This window comes from Paraferrimonas sp. SM1919, from assembly GCF_010993985.1.
Taxonomy (GTDB): domain Bacteria; phylum Pseudomonadota; class Gammaproteobacteria; order Enterobacterales; family Shewanellaceae; genus SM1919.
Map to the genome: position 1 here is coordinate 93,473 of NZ_WINH01000009.1, position 16,868 is coordinate 110,340.

A 16,868-nucleotide genomic window follows, 5' to 3' on the forward strand; every position below is an offset into this window, starting at 1 on the left:
CGTTTAAATTAAATAATAGTTTAAAACATGTCAAGTTTGTTAAGGCCATATCGAAAATAATTACATACAAACGAACAATTAACCTTTCTGAAACAGCTTTTTCATCTTTACAAGCCTCGCACTAACGGTAAAAATATTAAGTTATGAAATTACGCCCATACCAACAGCAAAGCGTCGAAGCAGTGATCAATCATTTTCGAACAAGTAATGATGCTGCTGTCATCGTTTTACCCACTGGAGCAGGTAAGAGCATTGTTATCGCCGAACTTGCCCGCATCGCCCGTAAAAAAGTTCTGGTACTCACCCATGTCAAAGAATTGGTAGAACAAAACGCTCAAAAAATTTCCCTGCTTGGCACGCAAATGAGCATCTACGCTGCAGGGTTAAATACTAAGGACACCAAAAACAAAGTGGTCGTTGCCAGCATTCAAAGTGCTGCTAGGGCTCCAACACGCTTTAGTGAAGATTATTCGTTAGTTATCATTGATGAGTGCCACCGAGTCAGTGACATCGAAGATTCTCAGTATCTGCAGTTACTAGAGCACCTTCGAAAGCACAGTCAACGATTATGCCTACTAGGGTTAACAGCCACCCCTTATCGTCTAGATACTGGCTGGATTTATCAACAGCATTACCATGGCATTGTTCGCTCTGATAGGCCAAAGCCTTTCTTTAAGTGTGTGTTTGAATTACCCCTTAGGCAACTTATCAAACAAGGCTTTCTCACTGAGCCGAAGCTGTTTGATGGCCTCAGTGCTCAGTATCATTTTGATGGCTTACAGGCGAGCCCTAATAGTGACTACCCAAGCGCTCAGGTCGACGCAATTTTGAGCACCCAAGGCCGAGCCACTCGCCAAATTGTTAAGCAAATCATGCAAATCTGTCAGACTCGCCAAGGATGCATCATTTTTGCAGCTAGCGTTGCCCATGCCAATGAAATCATCAAACTACTCGATACTGAACAAGCGGCTTTAGTCACAAGTGAAACAGATAACTTAACGAGAGCGCGAATAATCAGTGAATTCAAAGATAAGCAATTAAAGTATCTGGTCAATGTATCGGTATTAACCACTGGTTTTGATGCGCCCCATGTGGATTTTATTGCCATTTTAAGACCGACCGCATCGGTCAGCTTATATCAGCAAATGGTCGGCCGAGGCTTGCGTTTAGCGGCTGATAAAGAAGATTGCCTGGTGATTGATTACGCCGCTAATGGCTTTGATTTATATGCTCCGGAAGTCGGTGAAGCCAAACCAGACAGCAGTAGTGTACCAGTACAAGTGCCCTGCCCTGAATGTGGCTTCGGTAACACCTTTTGGGGTAAAGTAGATAGTGATGGTGATGTCATTGAGCACTTTGGTAGACGCTGCCAAGGACTTGTCGAGGATAACCGCTGTCAATTTAGGTTTCGCTCACGCATATGCCCTGAATGTGGCCAAGAAAATGATATTGCCGCCAGAGCTTGCTATCAATGTCAGAGCCTGTTGGTTGATGTCGATAAACATTTAGCCGCGGTTCTTAAACAGAAAGATCGCCATATCTTTAAATGCAGTGCGATGTCACTAGCAATCACCCATGATAAAAAAAACCAAACTAGGCTGACAGTAACCTACTTTGATGAACAAGCTCAAAATGTCGAGCAACATTACCACTGGCAATCCACTAAACAAATCTATTTTGCACACCACCATTTCAGTCGCAGACATGCCAAAGCACCGGATACCTTCGAAGCTTATGAAGATTTGAACCAGCTTATAGCTAATCAAGATAGTTTTAAAAAACCAGATATTTTAATATTAAAAAAAAGCAAATTTGGTTGGCAAATAGAACACGCCTTTTTTGATTATAAAGGCCGCCACCAAAAGCCCACAGATGCTTTCTAGGGGTTTACTCTAGAGTTTATTCTGGCGCTGTGTTATAACTGCCTCAAAATTGATTTATAGGAAAGAAAACTATGTTCGTAGTCATTTTTGGCCGCCCAGGCTGCCCATACTGTGTTCGCGCTAAACAATTAGCTGATAACCTCACTGAAAAACGCGATGATTTCAAGTATCGTTATGTAGATATTCATGCAGAAGGGATCAGCAAGGCTGACTTAGAAAAAACAGTAGGCAAGCCAGTAGAAACTGTGCCACAAATTTTTGTTGATTCAAACCACGTTGGCGGCTTCACTGAATTTGACGCTTATGTAACAGAGCACAACCTGTTACCAGCATAATAATAACTTGCTAACCCCAAAAGGAGCCTTGAGCTCCTTTTTTGTTTTTACCATAAAAAAAGACACCATGAAGGTGTCTTTTGTAATAGTGGTGGGTCGTGAAGGATTCGAACCTTCGACCAATTGGTTAAAAGCCAACTGCTCTACCAACTGAGCTAACGACCCACGCTAATTTTTCTTTGCCCAACCACTGACGCGACTTGGCGAAATAGTGGTGGGTCGTGAAGGATTCGAACCTTCGACCAATTGGTTAAAAGCCAACTGCTCTACCAACTGAGCTAACGACCCACGCTAATTTTTCTTTGCCCAGCCACCGACGCGACTTGGCGAAATAGTGGTGGGTCGTGAAGGATTCGAACCTTCGACCAATTGGTTAAAAGCCAACTGCTCTACCAACTGAGCTAACGACCCACGCTAATTTTTCTTTGCCCAGCCACCGACGCGACTTGGCGAAATAGTGGTGGGTCGTGAAGGATTCGAACCTTCGACCAATTGGTTAAAAGCCAACTGCTCTACCAACTGAGCTAACGACCCACATCATGTTGAGAGCTATCTCGTCTCAACGGGCGCTTATAATACCTATTTAATTCTTCCATGCAACTGCTAATATAATATTTTTAGCTGTTTGTCCGAAAAACAAACTAAGCGCCTGTTTTTTTAACGGCATTGGTCTAAATTTGATTCAATTCCTGCTGTGCAATAGTAGCAGCAGTTGTCTTAGGATGCTGTTTAATTACTTGCTTAAAGTACTTTGTTGCTAGCGGCTTGTTGTTAGCCACGACAGCAATCTGACCTAACTTAACTAAAGACTCTGCAACCTTAAGGCTTTTTGGGTATTGATTGACCACAAGAGCAAATGCTGTTTGAGCTTTATCATATTGCTTTTTATTAAACAAAAGCTGCCCTAACCAAAAATGCGCATTCGCTACAAATGCCGAGTTTGGATATTGCTTAATAAAACTTTCAAAAGCTGGAATTGCTTGATCGTACTTTCTTGCCTTAATCACAAGATCTACAGCTTTTTGGTAGGAATCGGTCTCTGATAGAGACTGGGTAGATGGGGTGTTACTATTGAACTCAGGCGTAGCTGGCGTGACAGCGATTGCTGTCTTTTGCATGGAAAGCTCAGCTAACTCATCGAATATTTGCCTTTGTCTTTTGACTAATTGCTCTAATTGGTAGGTCAATTCTTCGTTTTGGCCACGAAGCTCAAGCACTTCTTGTTGGAGCACATCTAAACGTTGCTGCAACTCGATCTGCCCTCGAGTACTCGCCTTTAATTTTCTCTCAAGCAATTCCATTTTTGAAATTTGCCCCTGAGAATATTGGGCGTCCTCAACGGGAGCGGGGGCTGCCATGGCAACCCCCGAAATGCTTAGTAGACCTACGAGTAAAACTCGCTTCATACTAAGTTCTTCCTATTAGTAAACTAAAACCGCACGACGGTTTTTAGCAAAACCTTCTTCAGTGCTTGATACGTCTAGAGGCTTCTCTTCACCGTAACTAACGATAGAGATTTGGCTTGCCGCTACACCAAGACCTTGTAGGTACTTAGAAACCGCTTGTGCACGACGCTCACCTAGAGCAACGTTGTACTCTGGAGTACCGCGCTCATCAGCGTGACCTTCAACAAGTACTGTTACGTTAGAGTTAGCAACTAGGTATTCAGCGTGCGCTTCTAGGATTGCTGCGAAGTCAGCAGATACATCACTACGATCGAAATCGAAGTAGATGATGTGCTCACGACGAAGCTCAGCTTGCTTTTGACGTTGGATCTCTTCTGCAGATAGAGGAGCTTCAACCGCACCTGTATCAACTTGAGCAGGAGCTTCAACCGTCGTTTCAGTTGCAGATGAATCTGTACCTGAAGTAGAGCTACAAGCTGTGATAGCGAAAGCTGGAGCAGCTACTAACATAGCTTTTAGAAGTTTATTTAAAGTCATTTTATTTTCCTTATTTAAATAATCTTAAGAATTACAAAAACGGTGACCAAGCGGGTGCTTTAAGCTCGCCTTCACCTGTAGGTAAGCGAGCTTTAAACCTGCCATCGGTAGATACCGCTGCCAAGACTTGCTTGCCATTATGAGTTGTACCATAAATGATCATCGAACCATTTGGTGCAATACTTGGTGATTCATCTAATCGAGTTGTGGTTAATACCTGCATAAATCGAGTTTCCAGATCCATGCGTGCAATATGATATAAACCATTGGTTCGATTAACAAACACTAAATTTCTTCCATCCGGAGTAATACTTCCGCCCAAGTTCCATTCGCCCATATTAATGGTAAGACGACGAACTTTCTTGTTACTTAACTGTACTTGATATATTTGTGGCTTACCACCTCGTTCAGAGGTAAATACTAACGATTCACCATCTGGGGCCCAACTCGCTTCGGTATCAATTGTAAAGTTACGGGTTAATCTAGATTTTGTCTTAGTGATTAAGTCAATCACATACAGTTCTGGATTGCCATCTTTTGAAAGCGTTACCGCAAGCTTGTTGCCATCAGGCGAAAATGAAGGGGCACCATTAATACCTGGAGTCCTGCTGATCACTTCGCGGGTTTGTGTATAAATATTTTGTATATAAATCTCTGCACGACGGTTTTCAAAAGACACGTAAGCAAGTTTACTGGCATCAGGTGACCAAGCCGGTGACATCAATGGCTCAGAAGAGGACAGAATAGTCACTGCATTTTCGCCATCATAATCAGCAACAATTAAACGGTAAGGCTTGCTCTCTTGGCGACGTACTTCTACATAAGCAATCTTAGTAGAAAAAGCGCCTTTCACCCCGGTGAGCTTTTCATAGATAATGTCTGAAATTTTATGACCATAACGACGCATGTCTCTAGCCGTAATAATGACATCTTGGGATGCCAGAATAAAATCCTTACTATCCAAAGTTTGCTCAGTCGTAGAAGTTGCTAACTGGCTTAGTGCCATTTGGGCACGGATCATATCAACCAAATCAAAACTAACTTTATATTGGTCGATACCATAAGTCTCGATACTTCCCACTACTACCGCTTCAACCTCGGTCTGCTGCCAAAGGTTAAAATCAATTTGTTGCGCCTGCTCAACTCGTTGCGGTAATTGGTCTAATGGGATGGTTTTAAACTTACCACTACGGGTAAGATCAGAACTAATAACCTCATCAATAGCATAAGGGATCGGCCCTTGGCCCTGCCAACTAAAAGGCATCACTGAAACCGGTCTGGCAGTATCAATACCATCCGTAATAACAATTTCTAATGGAGCAGCATGCAATTTAGCCGTTAGGCTTAACAACAATACTATTAAAAAATTAAGCGCTCGAAAATGCATCATAATTCCTAATTAAAATCTGGTTGAACAGTAAGATTGATATTCTTAAGCTGCTGATAAATTTCAGGTTCGCTTGACACCGGTAGTTTACCCGCTTTCTTGACAGCAAAAATAGCTGTTCCACAAACGTGACTGTCTCCGGAGATTTCTCTTACATTAGTAACAAATCCATCACTAGCAAGGCGAATATTAAGACGACAATGCTTACCACGCATAGTTTCATCTTTATTCCAATTTCTTTGGATAGTCGCACTAATTAGAGCCGTGTATCTTTCCACTTCAGATACCACTCTTTTTGCTCGAGCTTGTGCTATTTGCTCTTGCTCGGCCGCTAGTTGTCTCGCCATTTCTTCTTCTAAAGCTTTTTGACGAGCCTCTTCTTGTTTGCGCTTACGCTCAGCTTCTGCTTTTCGTTTTCGCTCAGCTTCTTCTTTTTGTTGGCGCTCTTTTTCTTTACGTTTACGTTCCGCCTCTGCCTTGGCAAATTCTGCTGCCGCTTGTTCCGCTTTTAGTCTTTCTGCTTTTTCTAAAGCTTTTGCTTTGGCGGCCGCTTGCTTAGCCTTTTCTGTTTCTTTGAGTTTCTGTTGTCGTAGGCGTTCTAGCTCTTGGAGCCGCTTACGCTCTTTCTCTGCCACACGTTTAGAGTCCGCAATTTTTTTATCGACCGCTTTTTGTCTTGCAATTTCATTCTGCTTAATGCGTTCGCGTTCAGCCTTAATTTTGCGTACTTGCTCTTCTACCTTAGCTTTATCAACAACAACTGCTTCAACAATATCCACTTTAGGCTGGGCGGCGACTATTGGCTTTGGAGTATGATTTTGAGCAGAAAATGCCAATGCTACCAGCGCAACAACATGTGCAACGGCAGAAATTAACAAAAACTTTTTAAATAAACCCGTTGCCATTATTACTCCTGTTCTGGCTCAGTCATTAAACCAACCGCAGGCACCCCGGCCGACTGCAAGGTAATCATTAACTGGATCACTCTGTTATAGCTGACTTGACCATCCCCACGAACAACCACATTACGTTCTGGCTCTAAAATGATTAAGGCTGCCACACGAGTGGCCATGTCTTCTAGCTCAAGGGGCTGATCTGCTCCGGCATTACCATCAGCATCTAAGTAATAAAAGCCTTCAGCATCAACCGAAGCAACAATAGGAGGCTTAGCATCAGTTGGTAAAGCTTCAGCTTCACCCTGGGGTAAATCCACCTTCACACCCTGAGTGATAAGCGGCGCGGTAACCATAAAGATGATCAGCAACACCAACATGACATCGATATAGGGCACTACGTTAATTTCAGCAACTGGACGACGTCTACGACGTTGATAAGTGCCATTCATGGTTACTTACCTTTTGCCTGATAAGCTTGGCGCTGCAAAATGGAGGTAAATTCATCCATAAAGTTTACATAGCTACTTTCTAGCTTTTCTACTTTTACCGTATAACGGTTATAAGCCATTACTGCAGGAATTGCAGCAAAAAGTCCCATCGCAGTCGCAACTAGCGCCTCAGCAATACCTGGGGCAACCATAGATAAAGTCGCATTTTGAACTGAACCTAAGGCAATAAATGAGTTCATGATCCCCCAAACCGTTCCAAACAATCCAATATAAGGACTGATTGAACCAATGGTTGCCAACGTTGGTAATTTTAACTCAAGATTATCCACTTCACGGGTTAAACTTACTCGCATGGCACGATAGGCACCACTGACTAATGATTCTGGAGTAGAGTTGGCTAATTTAGAGCTTCTCGCAAACTCTTTAAAACCATTACTGAACATCAGCTCTAAAGCATTGGCCTGTTGTTTTTGCTTTATTTCTGCAAACAATTGATTTAAGTCGGTGCCAGCCCAAAACTTATCCTCAAAGTTTTCCGCCTCTATTACAGCCTGCGCTAATAACTTGCGTTTTTGTAAAATAATCGCCCATGAAACCACTGACATCAGCAATAATGTCAGCATAACGACTTTAACTAACCAACTTGCTTGTAAAAAAAGCCCTAAAAAGCTCATATCAGCTTCCACAAGTAAACTCCTTTAATATCTCTTTTGGTATCGCACAGGGGCGCATACTCTCCATATCTATACAGGCGACTTTAATTTTCCCTTGGCAATATAGGGCACCAGTATCGTCTTGAAGTTCCTGAACAAATAACAAACTGGCACGGGCAGCTTTTTCTAATTTAGTCACAACCTTTAATTTTTGTTCTAATTGTGCGCCCTTAACAAAATCAAGCTCAGCCTTAGTCACCACAAACCCTAACTTGGCTGCTAATAACTTTGATTGATTGATGCCTAAATGAGTTAACCATTCGCTTCGAGCTCTTTCAAAAAACTTCAAATAATTGGCGTGATAAACAATCCCACCAGCGTCAGTATCTTCATAATAAATTGTAATAGGCCAACTAAATTGCATTTGCTTCCCTAACATGCTCATTTTCGCTCACTATACATGAGTTCATCTATGATATAAATTCCTCAGCAGAGGTAGCGAACATTATTCAAGCAGTTATACATCAATAATTTTCATAGAAAATGTAACAAAGCATTGGGGTAGTCTAATCAAAGAGCCTGACTTAAGGCTGAACAGATGACCAAAGCTAAAAATAAAACCAAACATTCATTAGAATAACTAATGTCCCTGTAAAGTTTTATTCGTTTGATATGCGACTATTTAAATCTTAATATAGCGACATATTAGTGACCTGAACCCCAACCTCAGCTCACTTTTAATCATCATTTTTGATTGACTATCTTTTAAATTGTTGATTTTCCATACCCTAACCCGCAATAAATTTTCATTGCGGGTTTTTTTTAATCCCTTTTCAGTTCTATCATCACGCGACGATTATTGGCTCTTCCAAATTCACTCGCATTAGAATCTATAAATCGTTTTTCACCATAAGCATTTTTCACGATGATACGATCATCGATACCAATATCACTAAAATATGCCTGCAACGCCTCTATCCGTTTCTCACTCATGGTTTTATTGCTTGCCGGAGTGCCATAGCTGTCTGTATAAGCTGAGATAATAACCGCAGTTACTTCGGGCTGAAGTGCTAAATAACGCTTTATCTTTTTTAATTGTTGTAATGAACTCAATGTGAACCTTTCACTACCATGTTGATAGCCAATTACGGTTAATGCAATATCCTCAAAACGATAATCGAGTAAACGACTTAAACACTTTTGATAACGTTGAAAGTTGTTCTGAAAATTAACAGGTTGAACAACAACCCTGCCATATTGCTGGTGTGGTGCGCTTTTAATTAATAAACCTGTCTGGGCACCTTGGGCTAATACCTCAATGATATTTTGGGTTTCAGTCTCCCCGAGCACAAGATCAAAATGAGCATGATAGTCCGCTTCAAATAGTTCTTTAGGTTGCTCTCCCGGTTGCCAAGGAGGTGCAAGCTGTAAAAACTTAACCTTTTGTGAAAGCCTATTAACTTGATTAGAAGTTAAGACAAATTGGCTGTACTGCTCTCCAGCTTGCTTTACAATCTTAACTTGACCAAAACTCGCGATATCATGACTAAGCTGGCATTGTAGGGGGGAATCGAATTGCAACGTCCACTTGGCTTGGCTTAAAGGTGTCGAAATGTCTGCGCCTTGGAGTGCCCAACTATAAAATAATATTATCCCTAATGCGTATTTTCTCACAACCTCATCCCAAAAATTTAATACTTATAGTAAAAGTCGGCAAACTTCTCGTAAGCTTTACTAACATAAGACTAATTTATCCTTTTTCTGTTGCATAGGGCAATGACTTCTTGTTCCGGATTGTAGATAATAGGCTGATATTTTTTGATTGAGCTTTTCCATGTCCGACGAAATTAACTGTCTATCCTTAAAAAGTCGTTTTCGAGGTTATTATCCCGTCGTTATTGATATTGAAACTGCGGGTTTTAATTGCCATACCGATGCGATGCTCGAAATTGCTGCCAGTTTAATCGCCATGAACGACCAAGGCGACCTTTACATTAAAGAAACCCTACACTTCAATGTTGAACCTTTTGAAGGTGCAAATTTAGAAAAAGCGGCATTAGAGTTTAACGGTATTGATCCGTTCAACCCCTTGCGAGCTGCGGTATCCGAGAAAGACGCCCTACAAGCCATTTTTAAAGCGGTACGTAAAGAATTAAAACACACTGGCTGTCACCGAGCATTACTGGTCGCCCATAATGCAGCTTTTGATAATGGCTTTTTTCAACAAGCTACCGCTCGAGCAGCCTTAAAAAGAACGCCATTTCACCCGTTTGCCACTTTTGATACCGCGACCTTGGCTGGATTAGCATTAGGCCAAACAGTGCTGGCAAAAGCTTGTCAGCAAGCGGGGATCGAGTTTAACAACAAAGAAGCCCATTCAGCCTTATATGATACAGAGCGAACTGCCGAGCTATTTTGCTTTATCGTAAACCGCTACAAAGCACTTGGTGGCTGGCCATTAGCCATCGACACCCCAGAATCAACAGAGGATAACAAATGAACGCGGTAGTCATTGCAGTTTGTTTAATGCTGGGCTTATCATTAGCCCGCATAAATGTCGTAATCGCTTTAACAATCAGTGCCATTGTCGCTGGACTTAGCGCTGGTTTAGGTATCAATGATACCATTAGCGCCTTTAATGAAGGCTTGGGCGGTGGAGCAAAAATTGCTTTAGGTTATGCTATGCTTGGTGCGTTCGCGGTTGCCTTGAGCCGCAGTGGGATAACTGATTTACTTGCCCATAAATTATTAGCCAAGTTTAATCAAAGTCCACAGGGTAATAACCTAGTTTGGGTTAAATTTGCTCTGCTCTCGTTGGTGCTGATGGCTGCCGTAAGCTCCCAGAATATTCTGCCGATCCACATTGCTTTTGTGCCTATTCTGATCCCACCATTATTAATCCTATTTAATGAGCTACAGATGGATAGGCGTCTTGTCGCTTGTGTGATCACATTTGGTTTAGTCACTACTTATATGGTGTTACCTTTAGGGTTTGGTGGTATTTTCTTAAATGATATTTTGTTGCAAAATTTACAACAAAATGGGTTAACCGTTGCTTTAAACCAAGTACCTAAAGCAATGTTACTGCCTGCATCTGGAATGGTGTTTGGCTTACTTGTTGCTGTATTTATCAGCTACCGTAAACCAAGACAGTATCAAGAAAAGCCTCTTTCTCAAGTTCACAATGAACCAAAACAAGTAGAGCCTAAACAACTGCTGATTGCGCTGACCGCGATTATTGCCACTTTATTAGTGCAATTGACCACTGATTCAATGATCATTGGTGCCCTTACTGGTTTCATGATTTTCTCATTAGGTGGTACTTTAAAAGCAGATGGTGAACAAGACGCGGTACTTGAGGGCATGCGTATGATGGCCATGATTGGTTTTATCATGATTGCCGCAGCGGGCTTTGCTTCGGTAGTCAAAGCAACCAATGAAGTACCCGCACTTGTCGATGCTATTTCTGGTTCAATAGGACAAAATAAAGCATTGGCGGCTATGGCAATGCTGATTGTTGGATTGTTAATTACTATGGGTATTGGTTCATCGTTTTCGACCATTCCAATTATTGCCACCATCTATGTACCACTGGCATTAGAATTTGGCTTCAGCCCAATGGCCATTATTGCACTAGTGGGTACCGCTGGTGCATTAGGTGATGCTGGCAGCCCAGCTTCAGATTCAACCCTAGGGCCAACCTCAGGCCTAAATGCTGATGGCCAACATGATCATATTCGGGACTCAGTGATCCCAACGTTCCTACACTATAACTTACCGTTATTAGTGACAGGCTGGATTGCGGTAATGGTGCTGTAGCCGGCGAAGCCCGCAAACCCATGAACTACAAATTAAAATGCCGCGTTATCGCGGCATTTTTTATATGGGATTAGCGATTACAATGAGTAGACTGGTGAAATTAATGTAACTGTAACCCCATTTTGCGGGTACAAAAAAGGGCCACCTATTGTAAGTAACCCTTTAATTTAAAATTAAATTCATTCACTGTAGCCGTTATCGGCGTGCCGTAGATGCAAAACAACACCCAAGGCGAAGCCGCGCTCAAGAAACGAATTTTCGTGCGAGTTTATTACCAGCCCGTTTTCTCACGCAGTGCACTGCCAATTTCAGCTAGAGAACGAACGGTACGAACGCCCGCAGCTTCTAAAGCGGCAAACTTTTCGTCTGCAGTACCCTTACCACCAGAGATAATCGCACCGGCGTGGCCCATACGTTTACCAGGAGGCGCGGTTACACCTGCAATGTAAGAAACGACAGGTTTAGATACATTATCTTTGATGTAAGCCGCGGCTTCTTCTTCTGCGGTACCACCAATCTCACCAATCATGACGATGGCTTCGGTTTGAGGGTCGTTTTCGAACATCTCGAGCACATCAATAAAGTTAGTGCCAGGGATTGGGTCGCCACCAATACCTACACAGGTAGACTGACCAAAACCTTCGTCGGTAGTTTGCTTCACCGCTTCATAGGTTAAAGTACCAGAACGCGAAACAATGCCCACTTTACCAGGCTTATGAATGTGGCCTGGCATAATGCCGATTTTGCTCTCACCTGGGGTGATAATACCCGGACAGTTAGGACCAATCATACGCACGCCTGACTGATCTAGCTTGATTTTAACTTCAACCATATCCAAAGTTGGAATGCCTTCGGTAATACAAACTATCAGTTCAATACCCGCATCAATAGCTTCTAGAATCGCATCTTTACAAAATGGCGCAGGTACATAAATCACCGATGCGGTTGCGCCCGTTTGTTCAACCGCTTCCGCCACCGTATTAAATACGGGTAAACCTAGGTGGGTTTGACCGCCCTTACCTGGGCTGACACCACCAACAAGCGCTGTGCCGTATTCTAGTGCTTGCTCTGAGTGGAAAGTGCCTTGACCACCGGTAAACCCCTGACAAATAACCTTCGTATCTTTATTTAATAAAACAGCCATGTTATTTGCCCTCCGCTGCTTTAACGACTTGCTCAGCTGCATCAGACAGGCTGCTTGCGGCAATAATATCTAAACCAGAGTTAGCAAGAACCTGTGAACCTTTTTCAGCGTTGGTCCCCTCTAAACGGACAACCACAGGTACAGTAACACCTACTTCTTTAACGGCGCCAATAATACCTTCAGCAATCATGTCACAGCGGACGATGCCACCGAAAATATTCACCAATACGGCCTTAACGTTATCGTCTGAAAGGATAATTTTAAAAGCTTCTGCCACGCGCTCTTTAGTTGCACCACCGCCAACATCAAGGAAGTTAGCAGGCTTACCACCGTGCAGGTTAACAATGTCCATGGTACCCATTGCAAGACCAGCACCATTAACCATACAACCCACATTACCATCTAGGGCCACATAGTTCAGCTCCCATTGCGCAGCATGAGCTTCACGCTCATCTTCTTGGGAAGGATCGGCCATCTCACGAATCTTAGGTTGACGATAAATAGCATTACTATCAACGTTGATTTTGCCATCCAAACAATTTAGACCGCCTTGCTTAGTGATCACCAACGGATTAATTTCCAGTAGAGCAAAGTCTAGGTCACTAAACATTTTCGCTAAACCTAAGAAAACCTTAGTGAATTGCTTAATTTGATCACCACTTAGGCCCAATTTAAATGCCAGTTGGCGTGCTTGATAGGGTTGCGCCCCAACTAATGGGTCAATTGCGACTTTATGAATCAGCTCAGGCGTTTTTTCCGCAACGGTCTCAATATCTACACCGCCTTCGGTTGACGCCATAAATACTATTTTTTGACTGGTACGATCCACCACCGCACCTAAATACAACTCATTGGCAATGTCACAACACTCTTCAACTAAGATTTTGTTGACCGGTTGTCCATTTTCATCAGTCTGATAAGTTACTAGATTTTTGCCTAACCAGCTTTGGGCAAATTCTCTAATGGCGTCCTTTGATTCGACAACTTGAACACCTCCAGCTTTTCCACGCCCACCAGCATGTACTTGGCATTTTACAACCCAGCGACTACCGCCAATCTTATCTGCAGCTTCCGCCGCTTCTTGCGGGGTACTACAGGCTAAGCCTTCTGACACTGGAAGGCCGTACTTGGCAAAAATTTGTTTTGCCTGATACTCATGCAGATTCATAATATCCATCCATATATCAGAACGTATACTGCAAGGGCTTCATCTATGAAAATTCAGTTTTCATAACTACAGATATTGAGTCCTTTAACGTCCTACTTTTAATATTCTGCCGACTTTCTAAGCCAACTTAAGCGTGGCATTTAATAATGCATACCTAACATGACCAATTTATAATCATAATGCAACAGCAAATTGTGCGAAAAAAACTCAAGTAAAAAAAGGATTTAGAGTCTGTTTGATAGGGATCAAAGATATCATGGTGTGAGCCGAGCCTTCTTATTAAAAAAGCCCAGCTTTCACAAGCTGGGCTTTAAAACCTGGAGGCAGTTGAGATTACTCAGCGTCTTCTTGTTTGTGTTTTGCGGCTACTTCATCGATAAGTGGCTTTAGTTCACCGGTTTGGAACATTTCAACAATAATATCGCAACCACCAATTAATTCACCTTCAACCCATAATTGTGGGAAAGTTGGCCAATTAGCAAAAGCAGGTAGCTCAGCACGGATATCTGGGTTTTGTAAAATATCAACATAGGCAAAAGGCTGACCACAGTTGATTAATACTTGTGAAGCTTGAGAAGAAAAACCACAGCTTGGTAGCTTAGGTGAGCCTTTCATGTAAAGGATAATTGGGTTTTCAGCAATTTGTTGCTTAATTCTATCTATGGTTTCCATAATCTGACCGAAGTTATTCATAAAGATACATCTATTCTACGCCAACTTGGGTAAAACAAAAACACAGTTTTTGTAAGGGAAATCCTTCAGATGCTCATTCAATGGGCAAAATATCAAAAACAGAGGATATTTGATTCACTTCACAAAAATTATCAGTACAATACTCAGTGGAATTTTTTAAAAAATGCAAAAATGGAGCGCCATCATGGCTTTTGAATTACCTGCACTACCTTATGCAATCGACGCCCTAGAGCCGCACATCTCTAAAGAAACTCTAGAGTTCCACCACGGTAAGCACCACAACACTTACGTTGTTAAGTTAAATGGTCTTATTCCTGGTACTGAGTTTGAGGGTAAATCACTAGAAGATATCGTTAAAACTTCTACCGGTGGTATCTTCAACAATGCTGCTCAAATCTGGAACCACACTTTTTACTGGCATTGTTTAGCACCAAATGCTGGCGGCAAGCCAACGGGGGATCTAGCTGCAGCTATCGACGCAAGCTTTGGTTCTTTCGAAGCTTTCCAAGCTGAACTGAACGACAAAGCAGTAAACAACTTTGGTTCAAGCTGGACTTGGTTAGTTAAAAACGCTGACGGTTCTCTAGCCATCGTTAATACTTCTAACGCAGCGACTCCACTCACTGAAGATGGTGTGACTCCACTACTAACTGTAGACCTATGGGAACACGCTTACTACATTGATTACCGTAATGTGCGTCCAGATTACCTAAATGGTTTTTGGCAATTAGTAAATTGGGAATTCGTAGCGGCTAACTTCGCTGCATAAGTTTATTTCCTGCCCCCTTAACTAAAGGTCAGTGACTGAGTCGCTGACCTTTTTTTATCTAAGCTTACTGCCTGTAATTATTTTTAAAATCCCATCTTAATCATTTTTAAAACCGTCATTTGTTGGCTAAAAATTAGCCAACTGCTAACTTTGTGACTACAGTTATTAATGTCGTAAAAAACACTCTCTGCGTGAGAAACAACATTATTTCCATATAGTTAAAAAGCCATGGAGCCTACAAAGTTATGGACAAACAATTACTGATATATGATCAAGTCGAAGCACTTAGTAAACAAAAGCATGCGGATTTATATGTCAAATCTGGCAATGACTACTCTTTTGCTAAAGACATAAATTCAATCCCCCTTATGGCGGTTGAATTTCGCAATGCTGCCAACGAGTATCCAATCGTCTTCACCGGAGGTAATGAAATCATGCCCGCTGTTATTGTCGGCACTCGCAATGATGAGAACCTCTACTATTCAGTAGATAAAGGCTGGGATGCTAACTATGTTCCAGCCTTTATTCGTCGCTACCCATTTGTCTTTTCAAGTAGCGATGCTGGTGAACATTTTACCTTATGTGTTGATAGCAGTTTCTCTGGCTGTAATACCGAAGGTAAAGGAGAGCGACTTTTTGATAGTGAAGGGGAGCAAACTCAGTACCTTAAAAATGTATTAGCATTTATGAAAGAATACCAAGCTCATTTCAAACGTTCACAGATGTTTTGCCAGAAGCTTAAGGAGCTTGATTTACTGGAGGAAGTTGGCGCTCAATTTCAAGAAAATGGAAAGCAACGTTCTTTGACGGGTTTTTTAGCCGTCAATCGCGAGAAACTAAAAGCACTCAGTGCCGAGCAGTTAAAAGAACTGATGCAAAATGATTCGATCGAATTATTGTATCTTCATTTACATTCACTAAATAATCTCAACGCCCTAGTCCAACGAAGTATTAAGGTAGAAGCGGCGTAATGAATTCAAGCCACACATTAGTGTGGCTTTTTAAATTGAATGCTACACATCAATCCCGCAGGAATATCTAAATTGGGATTGGCCAAAGTTAAACGTACCCCAAAGCTATTACTAGCGGCATCCATGACTTGATCTATCACATCAACTTTAGCTTGATAAGTCTTAATAAATGGATTGGTTATCTGCAATTGTGCACTTTGGCCAACACCAATTTCAGGATAAAAATTTATTGGTAACAGAACTTCAACCAATAAAGGATCCATTTTTGCGATTTCTACTACAGGGCTTTGTTCATAAGCGTATTCACCAGGATAGAGCAAGTTTTTGGTGACTACGCCTTTAACTTGGCTTTTTACTTTATTCCTTTCTAGGAACAAACTGTTCTTTTTGAGATCCAATTCGGCCATCAAATATTCAAACTTGGTATTTTCATAAAGCTCTTGGGAAACCATATTTTGCTGTTTTAAGGTTTCTAACCTGTCTAATTGATCTTTTAATAGTTTAAGCCGTTGATTAGATAAGGTGATACCAATTTGCTCTAGTTCACTATCAAGACTCACCAAAGTCTGCCCTTGAACAACAGTATCCCCCCTTTGCACATGGAGCTTATCAATGATCCCTTGAGCCGGACTGCCTACTTTTATCACCATTTGCGGCTTCAACATACAATCAAAACTTTGCTGATAAAAATCTTGTGCTGGCAAGTTTGTCGTAACGACTAAAAACAGCCAACCTGTCATTAAATTGCGCTTCATAAA

General features: G+C 41.9%; 18 protein-coding genes and 4 tRNA genes. 6 read left to right on the top strand and 16 right to left on the bottom strand.

All coding sequences use genetic code 11. The annotated features are described in order from the left end of the window. The first annotated feature begins 143 nt into the window (after nucleotides 1–143). Both GFB48_RS07350 and GFB48_RS07355 read left to right on the top strand, forming a co-directional pair. Complete coding sequence (locus GFB48_RS07350; protein WP_163933328.1) at nucleotides 144–1,883, top strand: DEAD/DEAH box helicase; 1,740 nt, start codon at nucleotides 144–146, stop codon at nucleotides 1,881–1,883. 71 nt (nucleotides 1,884–1,954) lie between these two features. Then, the gene (locus GFB48_RS07355) at nucleotides 1,955–2,218 is read left to right on the top strand and encodes a GrxA family glutaredoxin (protein WP_163933331.1); all 264 of its coding nucleotides are present in this window, start codon (nucleotides 1,955–1,957) and stop codon (nucleotides 2,216–2,218) included. A gap of 89 nt (nucleotides 2,219–2,307) precedes the next feature. Here GFB48_RS07355 and GFB48_RS07360 read toward each other — a convergent pair. From GFB48_RS07360 to GFB48_RS07415, 12 genes are all read right to left on the bottom strand, one after another. Beyond that, nucleotides 2,308–2,383 (bottom strand) — tRNA-Lys (locus GFB48_RS07360). Nucleotides 2,384–2,430: 47 nt separating this feature from the next. Then, nucleotides 2,431–2,506, bottom strand: a tRNA-Lys gene (locus tag GFB48_RS07365). A 47-nt stretch (nucleotides 2,507–2,553) separates the two neighbouring features. Further along, nucleotides 2,554–2,629 (bottom strand) — tRNA-Lys (locus GFB48_RS07370). A 47-nt stretch (nucleotides 2,630–2,676) separates the two neighbouring features. Further along, nucleotides 2,677–2,752, bottom strand: a tRNA-Lys gene (locus GFB48_RS07375). Between the two features lie 137 nt (nucleotides 2,753–2,889). Further along, nucleotides 2,890–3,624: a tol-pal system protein YbgF gene (gene ybgF, locus GFB48_RS07380; protein WP_163933334.1), complete on the bottom strand. Its 735-nt coding sequence runs from the start codon at nucleotides 3,622–3,624 to the stop codon at nucleotides 2,890–2,892. A gap of 15 nt (nucleotides 3,625–3,639) precedes the next feature. Continuing rightward, nucleotides 3,640–4,161 carry a peptidoglycan-associated lipoprotein Pal gene (gene pal, locus GFB48_RS07385; RefSeq protein WP_163933338.1) on the bottom strand — a complete coding sequence of 174 codons (522 nt, stop codon included), beginning with the start codon at nucleotides 4,159–4,161 and terminating at the stop codon, nucleotides 3,640–3,642. Nucleotides 4,162–4,192: 31 nt separating this feature from the next. Continuing rightward, nucleotides 4,193–5,548 carry a Tol-Pal system beta propeller repeat protein TolB gene (gene tolB / locus GFB48_RS07390; RefSeq protein ID WP_163933405.1) on the bottom strand — a complete coding sequence of 452 codons (1,356 nt, stop codon included), beginning with the start codon at nucleotides 5,546–5,548 and terminating at the stop codon, nucleotides 4,193–4,195. An 8-nt stretch (nucleotides 5,549–5,556) separates the two neighbouring features. Continuing rightward, nucleotides 5,557–6,453, bottom strand: a complete 897-nt coding sequence (tolA, locus tag GFB48_RS07395; RefSeq protein WP_163933341.1) for a cell envelope integrity protein TolA — start codon at nucleotides 6,451–6,453, stop codon at nucleotides 5,557–5,559. 2 nt (nucleotides 6,454–6,455) lie between these two features. After that, entirely contained in the window at nucleotides 6,456–6,893 is a 438-nt protein-coding gene (gene tolR / locus GFB48_RS07400) for a protein TolR (RefSeq protein ID WP_163933344.1), read from the bottom strand. 2 nt (nucleotides 6,894–6,895) lie between these two features. Further along, nucleotides 6,896–7,579, bottom strand: coding sequence for a protein TolQ (gene tolQ, locus GFB48_RS07405; RefSeq protein WP_163933346.1), 684 nt, complete (start codon nucleotides 7,577–7,579; stop codon nucleotides 6,896–6,898). Continuing rightward, on the bottom strand, nucleotides 7,569–7,970 hold the full coding sequence (gene ybgC, locus GFB48_RS07410) for a tol-pal system-associated acyl-CoA thioesterase (RefSeq protein WP_163933349.1): 402 nt from the start codon (nucleotides 7,968–7,970) through the stop codon (nucleotides 7,569–7,571). Before ybgC ends, tolQ begins: the two co-directional genes overlap by 11 nt. A 398-nt stretch (nucleotides 7,971–8,368) precedes the next feature. Continuing rightward, entirely contained in the window at nucleotides 8,369–9,220 is an 852-nt protein-coding gene (locus tag GFB48_RS07415; protein ID WP_163933352.1) for an OmpA family protein, read from the bottom strand. A 160-nt stretch (nucleotides 9,221–9,380) separates the two neighbouring features. Here GFB48_RS07415 and rnt point away from each other — a divergent pair, with 160 nt between their 5' ends. Both rnt and GFB48_RS07425 read left to right on the top strand, forming a co-directional pair. After that, a complete protein-coding gene (gene rnt / locus GFB48_RS07420; RefSeq protein WP_163933355.1) occupies nucleotides 9,381–10,046 on the top strand; it encodes a ribonuclease T in 666 nt (221 codons plus the stop codon). After that, complete coding sequence (locus GFB48_RS07425; protein ID WP_163933358.1) at nucleotides 10,043–11,365, top strand: Na+/H+ antiporter family protein; 1,323 nt, start codon at nucleotides 10,043–10,045, stop codon at nucleotides 11,363–11,365. Before rnt ends, GFB48_RS07425 begins: the two co-directional genes overlap by 4 nt. A 271-nt stretch (nucleotides 11,366–11,636) precedes the next feature. On the opposite strand, the gene sucD is transcribed toward GFB48_RS07425, so the two are convergent. From sucD to grxD, 3 genes are all read right to left on the bottom strand, one after another. Then, nucleotides 11,637–12,509: a succinate--CoA ligase subunit alpha gene (sucD, locus tag GFB48_RS07430; protein ID WP_163933360.1), complete on the bottom strand. Its 873-nt coding sequence runs from the start codon at nucleotides 12,507–12,509 to the stop codon at nucleotides 11,637–11,639. 1 nt (nucleotide 12,510) lies between these two features. Continuing rightward, nucleotides 12,511–13,677: an ADP-forming succinate--CoA ligase subunit beta gene (gene sucC, locus GFB48_RS07435; protein WP_163933363.1), complete on the bottom strand. Its 1,167-nt coding sequence runs from the start codon at nucleotides 13,675–13,677 to the stop codon at nucleotides 12,511–12,513. A 333-nt stretch (nucleotides 13,678–14,010) separates the two neighbouring features. Continuing rightward, the gene (gene grxD / locus GFB48_RS07440; RefSeq protein WP_163933407.1) at nucleotides 14,011–14,349 is read right to left on the bottom strand and encodes a Grx4 family monothiol glutaredoxin; all 339 of its coding nucleotides are present in this window, start codon (nucleotides 14,347–14,349) and stop codon (nucleotides 14,011–14,013) included. A 205-nt stretch (nucleotides 14,350–14,554) separates the two neighbouring features. Here grxD and sodB point away from each other — a divergent pair, with 205 nt between their 5' ends. Next, complete coding sequence (gene sodB, locus GFB48_RS07445; protein ID WP_163933367.1) at nucleotides 14,555–15,139, top strand: superoxide dismutase [Fe]; 585 nt, start codon at nucleotides 14,555–14,557, stop codon at nucleotides 15,137–15,139. Between the two features lie 245 nt (nucleotides 15,140–15,384). After that, a complete protein-coding gene (locus GFB48_RS07450; RefSeq protein ID WP_163933371.1) occupies nucleotides 15,385–16,110 on the top strand; it encodes a SapC family protein in 726 nt (241 codons plus the stop codon). A gap of 17 nt (nucleotides 16,111–16,127) precedes the next feature. Here the strand turns inward: GFB48_RS07450 and GFB48_RS07455 are convergent, their stop codons facing one another. Next, nucleotides 16,128–16,865 (bottom strand): efflux RND transporter periplasmic adaptor subunit, encoded by a 738-nt coding sequence (locus tag GFB48_RS07455; protein ID WP_163933374.1) that lies wholly within the window; start codon nucleotides 16,863–16,865, stop codon nucleotides 16,128–16,130. Between the last annotated feature and the right edge of the window lie 3 nt (nucleotides 16,866–16,868).

Coding starts and splice junctions, on each gene's coding strand:
- GFB48_RS07350 (WP_163933328.1), top strand. CDS start 144: ATGAAATTACGCCCATACCAACAGCAAAGCGTCGAAGCAGTGATCAAT.
- GFB48_RS07355 (WP_163933331.1), top strand. CDS start 1,955: ATGTTCGTAGTCATTTTTGGCCGCCCAGGCTGCCCATACTGTGTTCGC.
- ybgF (WP_163933334.1), bottom strand. CDS start 3,624: ATGAAGCGAGTTTTACTCGTAGGTCTACTAAGCATTTCGGGGGTTGCC.
- pal (WP_163933338.1), bottom strand. CDS start 4,161: ATGACTTTAAATAAACTTCTAAAAGCTATGTTAGTAGCTGCTCCAGCT.
- tolB (WP_163933405.1), bottom strand. CDS start 5,548: ATGCATTTTCGAGCGCTTAATTTTTTAATAGTATTGTTGTTAAGCCTA.
- tolA (WP_163933341.1), bottom strand. CDS start 6,453: ATGGCAACGGGTTTATTTAAAAAGTTTTTGTTAATTTCTGCCGTTGCA.
- tolR (WP_163933344.1), bottom strand. CDS start 6,893: ATGAATGGCACTTATCAACGTCGTAGACGTCGTCCAGTTGCTGAAATT.
- ybgC (WP_163933349.1), bottom strand. CDS start 7,970: ATGCAATTTAGTTGGCCTATTACAATTTATTATGAAGATACTGACGCT.
- rnt (WP_163933355.1), top strand. CDS start 9,381: ATGTCCGACGAAATTAACTGTCTATCCTTAAAAAGTCGTTTTCGAGGT.
- GFB48_RS07425 (WP_163933358.1), top strand. CDS start 10,043: ATGAACGCGGTAGTCATTGCAGTTTGTTTAATGCTGGGCTTATCATTA.
- sucD (WP_163933360.1), bottom strand. CDS start 12,509: ATGGCTGTTTTATTAAATAAAGATACGAAGGTTATTTGTCAGGGGTTT.
- sucC (WP_163933363.1), bottom strand. CDS start 13,677: ATGAATCTGCATGAGTATCAGGCAAAACAAATTTTTGCCAAGTACGGC.
- grxD (WP_163933407.1), bottom strand. CDS start 14,349: ATGGAAACCATAGATAGAATTAAGCAACAAATTGCTGAAAACCCAATT.
- sodB (WP_163933367.1), top strand. CDS start 14,555: ATGGCTTTTGAATTACCTGCACTACCTTATGCAATCGACGCCCTAGAG.
- GFB48_RS07450 (WP_163933371.1), top strand. CDS start 15,385: ATGGACAAACAATTACTGATATATGATCAAGTCGAAGCACTTAGTAAA.
- GFB48_RS07455 (WP_163933374.1), bottom strand. CDS start 16,865: ATGAAGCGCAATTTAATGACAGGTTGGCTGTTTTTAGTCGTTACGACA.